Source organism: Pseudomonas sp. GW821-FHT04D07, from assembly GCF_059420225.1.
This window is the reverse complement of record NZ_JBWKTH010000003.1, coordinates 198,982-208,309: the sequence shown is the minus strand read 5'-3', so window position 1 is coordinate 208,309 and position 9,328 is coordinate 198,982. Positions and strand designations below refer to the sequence as shown.

The window sequence follows — 9,328 nt, the reverse complement described above, 5'->3', positions numbered from 1 at the left end:
CTCTCACCGCATATGAGCCGCCCCCTGGCGCGCGACTGGAGGATCTGAACATGGTCAATTTGCAAAACACGCCAAACGTACTGGAGCTGATGCGCCACCACGCCTTGACCCGGGCGGATCATGAGGCGGTCACACTGGTACAGGACGTCGAGAACGATGACGCGGTAACACTCAGCTATCGCCAGCTGGATAGCGCCGCCCGCGAATTGGCGGGCTGGTTACAGGCACGCTTCAATAGCGGCGAACGCATCCTGCTGCTGTACCCCGTGGGCCTGGATTTCACCGTCGCGTTCATGGCTTGCGTCTACGCCGGGATGATCGCGGTCCCGGCCCCACTGCCCGGGCAATACCGGCACGAGCGCCACCGAGTGAAATCGATTGCGGTCGATGCTGGAGTGAGCGCGATATTCACCGACCAGGACAACCTGGAAAAGGTGCAGACCTGGGGCAACGAGGAAGGCCTGAGCCACTGTACTTACCTGGCCACCGATCAACCTGTCGAGGCCGATGCCAGCTGGCAGGCGCCACGAATCGATCGCCAGACGGTGCTGCTGTTGCAATACACCTCGGGGTCAACCGGCGACCCCAAGGGCGTCATGATCACCCATCAGAACCTCTTGCATAACGTAGACAGCTACCGCCAGGCGCTCGGATTCGACGAGCACACCCGCTTCGGTGGCTGGATCCCCCTGTTCCACGATATGGGGCTGATGGCGCAGTTGTTGCCCGCGCTGTTCCTCGGCAGCAGCTGCGTACTGATGACTCCCCAGGCATTTGTGCTGCGCCCCTACAGCTGGCTGCGCATGATCGACAAACACGATATTCACTATTCGGCCGCGCCAAACTTCGCTTTCGATCTTTGCTGCCGGCGCGTGACCGACGAGCAATTGAGCCGGCTCGATCTCTCCCGTTGGGCCTTTGCCACCAATGGCTCCGAACCGATCCAGGCGGCGACCCTCAAAGGCTTCAGCACGCGCTTTGCGCTTGCCGGTTTCAATGCCGAAACCTTGTGCCCCTGCTACGGCATGGCCGAAGCGACAGTCTATGTGTCCGGTTATGGAAAACGCGGCCCGTTGATCCAGAATGTGGATCTCCAGGCGCTCGCCAACAAACGCTTCGAACTCGCCCGTGATGGCCAGCCTTCACGCCAACTGGTCAGTTGTGGTGTCCCGGTGGGGTTTGACGTTCGTATCGTATGTCCGTCTTCACACGTTGCATTGGCCGCCGACCAGTTCGGTGAGATCTGGCTACGCAGCGACAGTGTTTCACCCGGGTACTGGCACAAGGACGCGGCGACGCAAGCCACCTTCAACCTCACCACGGCCGACGGTGAGCGTGGCTTCATGCGTACGGGTGATCTGGGTGTGGTCCACCAGGGTGAGCTTTACGTCTGCGGCCGCATCAAGGAAATGCTCATCGTCCGGGGGCGTAACCTGTACCCCCAGGACATTGAGTTCGAATTGCGCCGCCATCATCCAGAATTGGCCAGTCGCCTGGGCTCCGCCTTTGGTGTGATGCTGGAGGGTGGTGAAGCGCTGGTGGTCACCCACGAAGTGCGCGGCCTGCCCGACACCGAGAAACTGATCAGCCTCAGTCAGGCCATTCGCGGCACCGTCATGCGCGAATTTGGTATTTACGCCGTGGGCGTAACGTTGCTGCGCTCAGGCAGCGTAAGGCGTACCACCAGCGGCAAAATCCAGCGTGGGGCAATGCGTGAGCTGTTTCTGGCCAATGAACTGCCGGCATTGTACGAATCCCTGGATGCCACCGTACAAGAGCTGCGCCTGATGCAAGCGAAGAACGGTCTCATTGCCCAGGACCTGGCAATGGCCGGTGAGTCGGCATGACCGCGCCAACCTCTTGTGCTGAATCGCTAAGCCCGGCAGCGGTGGGCGTGCCGTCGCCGGAACCAGCCGATCAGCAACTGACCCGGTTGCTCAAGGCCTCCCAACGGGACCGAGGTGCATTTGCCAGCGACGCATTAGCCGAACTGGACAGGCAAGAAACCTTTCCATCAGCCGCGTGCCAATTGCTCGATGATTTTGGCCTGCCCGCGTATTACGTTCCCCTGCAACACGGCGGAAAGCTGAACGACATGAGCGAGTTGATGCAGCTTTGGCGTGCGATCTCCCGTCACGACCTGACGGTCGCCATTGGCCATGGAAAAACCTTCCTGGGCTGTGTCTGCTATTGGCTGGCCGGAAGCCCGGATCAACAGTCTCGGGCGGCCAACGATGTTATCAATGGCAGCGTCTATGCCTGGGGGCTGACCGAGCGGTCCCATGGCAGCGATTTATTGGCCGGTGAGCTGACGGCTACGCAGCAAGATAATGGCTGGACGCTGGAAGGTGAGAAATGGCTGATCAACAATGCCAGCCGAGGTCAGCTGATGTGCCTGCTGGCACGCACCTCGCCCACCGCAGGTTCGCGCGGGTACAGCCTGTTTGCGTTGGACAAGCGGCTGCAGCTGGGCACGGCTTTCAGCCTGTTGCCCAAGGTAAAAACCCATGGCATCCGTGGTGCGGACATCAGCGGCATAGCCCTTCACAACGCCTGGGTGCCCCGAGACGCCATGATTGGCGCCCCGGGCGCTGGTCTTGAAATCGTCCTCAAGGCCTTGCAACTGACCCGTACCGCGTGCGTCGGGCTGTCATTGGGCGCGGCGGATCAGGCATTTGAGATGACCGTGGCGTTCATGCGGACGCGTGCGCTCTACGACAGCCACCTGATCGATCTGCCTCTTGCCCGCGCCACCCTCGGCGAAGCGCTCGCCATGCATCTGTGCGCAGAACTGGTCGGGCTAACCGCCACCCGTAGCGTCCACGCATTGCCCGACGAGATGAGCGTGACCTCGGTGATCGCCAAGGCTTTTGTTCCCGGCACCGTGGAGAGCGTGATCAAGCAGTTGGGTGAAATGCTTGGGGCCAGGGCTTTTCTCGATCATGTGCATCATGACGGGATGTATCAGAAGCTTGAGCGCGATCACCGTATCGTGCCGATTTTCGATGGCAGCACGGTGGTTAATCGCAGCAGCCTGATCACTCAGTTCCCGCTCCTGGCCAGCGCCTGGAAACGGGCTCGGAACAGCCCCGCCGGTCTGGAAATCGTCTTGACCCCTGGCCTGGATCTCCCGGCGTTCAACCCCACACAGCTGCAGTTGATTGCATTGCAAGGCTGCAGTGTCCTGCAGGGACTGCCCAAGGCTGCAGCCCGGATCACCGCGCTGGCGGCGGCGAAAAAAGTGCCTCAGACCGTGGCCAGCCAATGCCAGCGCCTGCTCGCTCGCGTTGAGGCGCTGTACCGCGAGCTCGACCAGTACGCCCCTACAACCGAGGGGATTCCAGACGCCGCCTTCGAATTGGCGCGCCAGTATGAACGTTGCTTCGCCGGCGCGGCTTGCCTTCAATTCTGGTTGTTCAATCACCCCCGCGACGACGGCCCCGCACTAAGGCGCAAGCCGCAGTGGCTGCAAGCGTGCCTCACCTGGGTACTGGGCACGCTGGGCGACAGGACAGCGGAAGAACACAACGCCTTTGAAGCACTGGCAGCGCTGCTGCTGGACCACTCGACGGAGTGGCCCGTTAACGGCATCTCCTTGCTGCGTGACACGCCAGAAGAGGCTCGCCCATGAACCCGACGCTAGAACCAAACGATGTATCGCAACTCGAAGCCCTCCTGGGCGATCCATGGCAAGCCCTCAACAGCAGCGGTTTCAGTGCCATCATCGCTGCCGATGAGCGCCACGAAATGTTGGCAAGCGGAGAAACACTGCTGGATCAATACCAACTCAACGCTCAATTCGTACCGGTGGCGTTGGGTGGACGCCTGGCCAGCCTCCACCGGCTGATTGCGGTGATGCGCTGCATCTTCCGGCGAGATCCGAGCCTGGGGTTGGGATACGGTGCCAGTTCATTCCTCGCCGCCGTCAACGTGTGGACCGCTGGACACCCCACACAACAAGCCCGCGTGGCCGAGGTGCTGCTCAGCAACGGCAAGCTGGCGTGTGCTTATCATGAGCTCGAACACGGTAACGACATCTCCCGTGTCGAGTGCAGCGCCCAGCTCGGTCAGGAACGACTCACGCTTCAGGGCGGCAAGCAGGTGATCGCCAACGCCGCGAGGGCCCAGGCGCTGCTGGTCTATGCAAGGACCGCCAGCGGAACAGGCGGCAGAAGCCATTCACAAATACTGTTTGAGCGAACGGAGGCTTCAGCGGGGAGCCTGCTCGACCAGCCGCGCTACAGCACGTCAGGTATGCGCGGGATAGCGCTGGGTGGGGTCGAATTCAAGCACTGCGACCTCGCCATCGAAAACCTGGTCGGAAACCCGGGCCAAGGCTTGGAAACCACGCTCAAGGCCTTCCAACTGACCCGTGTCGCATTGCCGGGAATGTTCAGCGCCATCCTCGACACCGGCTTACGCCTGACGCTGAAACACTGTCGTGCGCGCAAGCTGTACAACAAGCCGGCCAGCGAGCTGCCACAGGTTCGCGCCCGATTGGCAGACAGTTTTGTTGATCTGCTTCTGTGCGACGCATTTGTCAGCGTTGCCGCCAATGCCGCCCATGTGGTCCCCGCAGAGCTGAATCTGTATGGCAGCGCCGTCAAGGCCCTGGTCCCTGCCGTCCTGGTCACGGCCATGGACTCATTGGCCAGTGTCCTGGGTGCGCACTCGTATGTGCGTGAAGGGGAAATGGCCATCTTTCAAAAACTGCTCCGTGATTTGCAACCGGTAGGTTTTGGGCATGCGGCGCGGATCAGTTGCCTGATGACATTGCTACCGCAACTCCCCATGCTGGCCAAGACCGGCTGGAACAATGCGGCACCTGCTCCAGAAGGGCTCTTTGAGCTCGATTGGCAGCCGGCTCCATTACGTTTTGATCACCTGGCACTCTCCAGCGGCGGGCAGGATAGCCTGCTCGGGTTCTTGCAGACGCTCGAGACCAACGAGGTGTGCAAAGATCGTTGCGAAAGCGAGATCTTTCACCTGGTACGCCTGTTTGCCGACGAACTTCAGGCCCTTCGTAAACAATGTGCAGCCCTTCCCGCCCGGGAAACAACCGCGCGTGCGAGTCCGGAAAGCTTCCGCCTGGCCAGCCGCTACAGCGTTCTGCTGTGCGCCTCGGCCTGTCTGGGCCTATGGCAAACGCAGCAAAAGAACACCACCGATCCCTTCCTTGCTCAGCCGGCCTGGATCTTGGCCGTGCTGCTGCGCTTGGCTGCGCTTTCAGGGCTGACCCGTCAACGCATGTCCGCGGCACTGACTGAAACATTGCTCGACGAACTGATGCAGCGCTACCTGTCCCGGCAAAGCTTTGATCTGGCCCGACTGCCGCTGGCCGCGACGCCAGGTTGGCACTGACACCCGACATGCCATGAGCACTGTTCATTCCTCCACCAAAAAAGGATTTTTTCGATGTTGACGCAAACATGCCCCACGTTTTCCGCAGGTGAATTGAGTCGTTGGCTGGCTACTCGGATTGCCGATTACGTCAACCTTCCCCTGGAGGCCATTGAGCCAGACGTGCCGTTGAGCGAATACGGGCTCGACTCGGTCTACGCACTGACCCTGATAGGGGAAGTCGGCACCCACCTTGGCATGGCAGTCGACCCCACCGTGATCTGGGACTTTCCGACCCTGCGCACGCTGGCTCAAGCGTTGGCCAGCAACGCGAGCAGTTGCTGATGCAACCCCTCAAGGACGCAATGGAGAACACCATGGAAGCAACGCTGCACGACATTCCGACACAACGAATCTGCCCCTTCGATCCGCCACCCGAGTACCGGCACCTGCGCGTCGAGCAACCGATACTTCGCGTGAAAACACCCCGTGGCGACAGTACCTGGCTGGTCACCCGCTACAAGGACATTCGCGCAGTCCTGAGCGACAAACGCTTCAGTTCAGATCCCCGTCGACCAGGATTTCCTTCCTATCTGACGGGAGATATCGCCCCGCCTCCCGGGTTTTTCCTGTTGATGGATGACGCTGACCACAAGCGGCTGCGCGCCCTGATCGTCGGTGAGTTCATCGGACCTCAACTGGAAGCGCTGAACCCGCTGATGCAGAGTGTGGTCGCACGAAACATGGCAGCACTGAAGTCACTGGCGCCACCACAGGACTTGATTACAACCTTCGCCCTGCCGATAGCCGCTCAGGTGATCTGTGAACTGCTGGGCGTTCCGTACGCCGACCACGGTTTTGTTCAGGAGCGCACCGATACCATCCTCGACAGAAGCCGCTCCCCGGAAGAACAAGAAGCCGCCGTGGTCGAATTGATGGGGTATTTCGACCAGCAGGTGACCCTTAAGGAAAATGCTCCCGGAAACGACCTGATCGGCCGACTGATTCAGGACCCGGCACGCTACAGCCAAGTCAGTCACGATGAACTGGTCGGCCTGGCGGCGTTGCTCCTGCTCAGCGCCTACGACACGATGGCGCAAGTGATCGGGCTGGGGACCGTGGTCCTGCTTCAACAACCGGAGCAGTTGAACACGTTCCTGGAAGAACCGGCCTTGGCGGATAACTTCATTGACGAAATGGTCCGCTATCTCTCGGTCAACCATACCGGTCTGCCCCGGGTAGCGACCGCTGACGTCGAAATCGGCGGCCAGCTTATCCGGGCGGGCGAAGGCGTCGTGGTCATGCTCAACTCAGGTAATCGGGACGAACTGATCTACACCCAGCCCGACCAGATCGATATCCACCGCAAAGCCAGGAATCACCTGGGCTTTGGTCATGGTCTGCATAAGTGTATCGGCGCCCATTTCGCCCGTGCCGAGCTGAAAATCGTCTTTCGCAGCCTGTTCAAGCAGTTGCCGACCCTCGCATTGACCTGCCCCATCGACGCCCTGCCGTTTCGCCACGAAATGGTCCTGTATGGCCTGAAGCAACTGCCGATCACCTGGACCGATGGCGCTACCCGGCAACCGCCCACCGAGCCCGTCCATGGCTCATCTGCCCAGGTGCCGCCGAACGAAGCAACCCGGCGAGGCTGCCCCTACACCGGGAGCCCACTATGATCCATGTTCTGGCATTGTCCGGGAGTTTACGTGCCGCCTCGGTGAACACCGCACTGCTGCGCGCATGCGCTCGGCTTACCCCGACGGACATGAGCGTCACCTTGTTCGAGGCCATGGAGCAAATACCCTTGTTCAATCCGGACAATGAGGGACATGAAGGCGCGGCCGTGTTGTCACTGCGTGAAGCGCTGAAAAATGCCGATGCGGTCATTATTGCCAGTCCTGAATATGCCCATGGCGTAACCGGTGTCATCAAGAACGCGCTGGACTGGATCGTGGGCAGCGGCGAACTCGAGGCAAAACCCCTCGCCCTGCTCAACGCCTCGAAACGCCCTATTCATGCGCCCGCGGCGTTGCGGGAAACCCTGACCATCATGGGTGCGCAGGTGCTGGACTCAGGCTCCCCGACGTTATCACTCGCCAGCAATCAGGTGAGTGAGGAACAGGCCCTGGCCATGCCCGACGTCACCACGGCACTGCAAGACATGCTCTCGGCCCTGGCCCAAGCCATCGAGGCCAGGGTGCTTGAGTGCAACGCCCTCTGAGTGCCCCTGGCCCTCTTCGATCACTTCTGGTTCACCCAAGAGATAATGACCATGAGTCTCTCCACACAGACACCGTTACACACTAGACAGTCACGCCCGGCCTTGATGCTGCTGGCCATTCTGCTGGCAATCTTTGTCATCCCGACGTCGATTTCCGGCACGGCCGTCGCATTGCCGAATATCGCCATGCAACTCAAGCCCGAATTAACCACCTTGCAATGGGTGGTGACGGCATTCAACCTGACATTTGCCTGCTTCACGCTCGCCTGGGGCGCCGTGGCCGACATTATCGGGCGTAAATTAGCCTTTACGCTGGGGGCCCTTATTTATGCCGCGGGCGCGCTGATCAGCGCCACGGCGACAGACATCCTGGTCCTGGATTGCGCCCGCGCTGTTGCCGGTATCGGTGCCGCGGCGATTTTTGCCGCGGGTAGTGCCATATTGGCAACGGAATTCGACGCCGCCGCTCGACTGAAAGCGTTTGCCATGGCCGGCGCCGCGGTAGGGATCGGAGTGGGTATCGGCCCGACGCTCTCCGGGTTGCTGGTGGAGAACATTGGGTGGCGCGCCATTTTCTACGTGCATGCGGGCATCATTGGCGTAGTGATCGCCATTATTCCTGCGATGCGCCTGCAGGCCCCTCATTTCAGTAACGCACGCATCGACTACATCGGCATCGCGCTGTTTGTCCTGAGTGCATTGCTACTCGTCACCGGCATTGTGCAAGGCTCCCAGTGGGGCTGGAGCAGTCGCGAGACCCTTGGGTTGTTTGTCTTGTCCGTGGTTTCGTTCGCGGTCTTTATCCTCGTCGAGCGCTACCAGCGCCAGCCCATGCTGGATCTGTCGATTCTGCGTAACCGGCAGTTCGTTGGCTGGTGCCTGGCCACCGTCACCCCATCCTTCGGATTTTTCACCTTGCTCACCTACTTGCCCAGCTACTTGAGCTCGGTCGCTGGATACAGCGCGGGGACAACGGGCTTGGCCATGTTGTTACTGGCCTTGCCGTTGTTTATCTGCCCGGTGATTTCGGCAAAGCTGGTAGAGGCCGGCACCAAGGCCAAGAGCGTATTATTCGTGAGCCTTGGCGTTTTGATCCTGGGTGATATTTGCCTTCTATTCATCAGCACCGGCGCATCACTCCTTGCATTTGCCGGCCCCATGTTGCTCGTCGGCGCGGGAACCGGTCTGTGCGCAGGCTTGGCCGACGGCCAGGCATTAGGCAATGTCGCAGCGGAGAAGTCCGGCCTGGCGGCTGGTTTCTTGAACACGCTTCGCCTTGGCAGTGAAACCATCGCCATTGCCTTTTACGGCTCCTTGCTGGCGACCAATCTGCATAACGTCATGAGCGCTGATTTGCCGGATTTTGCGACAGCACTGGATATCAAGCGACTGGCCAACACGGTTGCCACAGGCAATCTGACAACGCCGCTGCAGATGGTCGATGCCAGCCACGCCGAGCTGTTCCGCAGCTTCATGGACTCGAGTTACAACGCCTCCTTCCACAACGTTATGCTGGTGCTCATCGGCATCTGCATCCTCCTGTCCATCGTCATTATCAAACTCCTCAGCCCAGCAGAAAACACTAAGCCTCGCTTGGCCGCAGTGTCTGATCAAGCCTAGGATACTGTCCCCATGGTTTGCTTGCAGAATGCGTACGCTGATGCTCATTCAAACGCCCTGTCTCGTCCTGAATCATGCCGCACAGGACGTCGGCGCGATGCCTTCGAAGCCGGGTTTCCACGGCATCTGCAGCAACGATTGATT

Annotated in this window: 7 protein-coding genes; all 7 read left to right on the top strand. The window is 60.2% G+C overall.

Annotated elements, in window-relative coordinates; translation table 11 throughout:
* Positions 1–50 precede the first annotated feature (50 nt).
* The gene (locus AC07T0_RS06935; protein ID WP_495000453.1) at positions 51–1,847 is read left to right on the top strand and encodes a fatty acyl-AMP ligase; all 1,797 of its coding nucleotides are present in this window, start codon (positions 51–53) and stop codon (positions 1,845–1,847) included.
* Between the two features lie 86 nt (positions 1,848–1,933).
* On the top strand, positions 1,934–3,631 hold the full coding sequence (locus AC07T0_RS06930) for an acyl-CoA dehydrogenase family protein (RefSeq protein ID WP_495000452.1): 1,698 nt from the start codon (positions 1,934–1,936) through the stop codon (positions 3,629–3,631).
* Complete coding sequence (locus tag AC07T0_RS06925; protein WP_495000451.1) at positions 3,628–5,361, top strand: acyl-CoA dehydrogenase family protein; 1,734 nt, start codon at positions 3,628–3,630, stop codon at positions 5,359–5,361. Before AC07T0_RS06930 ends, AC07T0_RS06925 begins: the two co-directional genes overlap by 4 nt.
* Before the next feature lie 54 nt (positions 5,362–5,415).
* A complete protein-coding gene (locus AC07T0_RS06920) occupies positions 5,416–5,685 on the top strand; it encodes an acyl carrier protein (protein WP_495000450.1) in 270 nt (89 codons plus the stop codon).
* 32 nt (positions 5,686–5,717) lie between these two features.
* A complete protein-coding gene (locus AC07T0_RS06915; RefSeq protein WP_495000449.1) occupies positions 5,718–7,019 on the top strand; it encodes a cytochrome P450 in 1,302 nt (433 codons plus the stop codon).
* Entirely contained in the window at positions 7,016–7,564 is a 549-nt protein-coding gene (locus AC07T0_RS06910) for an NADPH-dependent FMN reductase (RefSeq protein WP_495000448.1), read from the top strand. The genes AC07T0_RS06915 and AC07T0_RS06910 overlap by 4 nt, the downstream gene beginning before the upstream one ends.
* A gap of 105 nt (positions 7,565–7,669) precedes the next feature.
* Positions 7,670–9,184, top strand: coding sequence for an MFS transporter (locus AC07T0_RS06905; RefSeq protein ID WP_495000447.1), 1,515 nt, complete (start codon positions 7,670–7,672; stop codon positions 9,182–9,184).
* Positions 9,185–9,328: the final 144 nt, after the last annotated feature.

Bases quoted from the DNA above. Each gene is read 5' to 3' on its own strand.
- AC07T0_RS06920 (WP_495000450.1), top strand. From the start codon at position 5,416: ATGTTGACGCAAACATGCCCCACGTTTTCCGCAGGTGAATTGAGTCGT.
- AC07T0_RS06910 (WP_495000448.1), top strand. From the start codon at position 7,016: ATGATCCATGTTCTGGCATTGTCCGGGAGTTTACGTGCCGCCTCGGTG.
- AC07T0_RS06925 (WP_495000451.1), top strand. From the start codon at position 3,628: ATGAACCCGACGCTAGAACCAAACGATGTATCGCAACTCGAAGCCCTC.
- AC07T0_RS06935 (WP_495000453.1), top strand. From the start codon at position 51: ATGGTCAATTTGCAAAACACGCCAAACGTACTGGAGCTGATGCGCCAC.
- AC07T0_RS06915 (WP_495000449.1), top strand. From the start codon at position 5,718: ATGGAAGCAACGCTGCACGACATTCCGACACAACGAATCTGCCCCTTC.
- AC07T0_RS06905 (WP_495000447.1), top strand. From the start codon at position 7,670: ATGCTGCTGGCCATTCTGCTGGCAATCTTTGTCATCCCGACGTCGATT.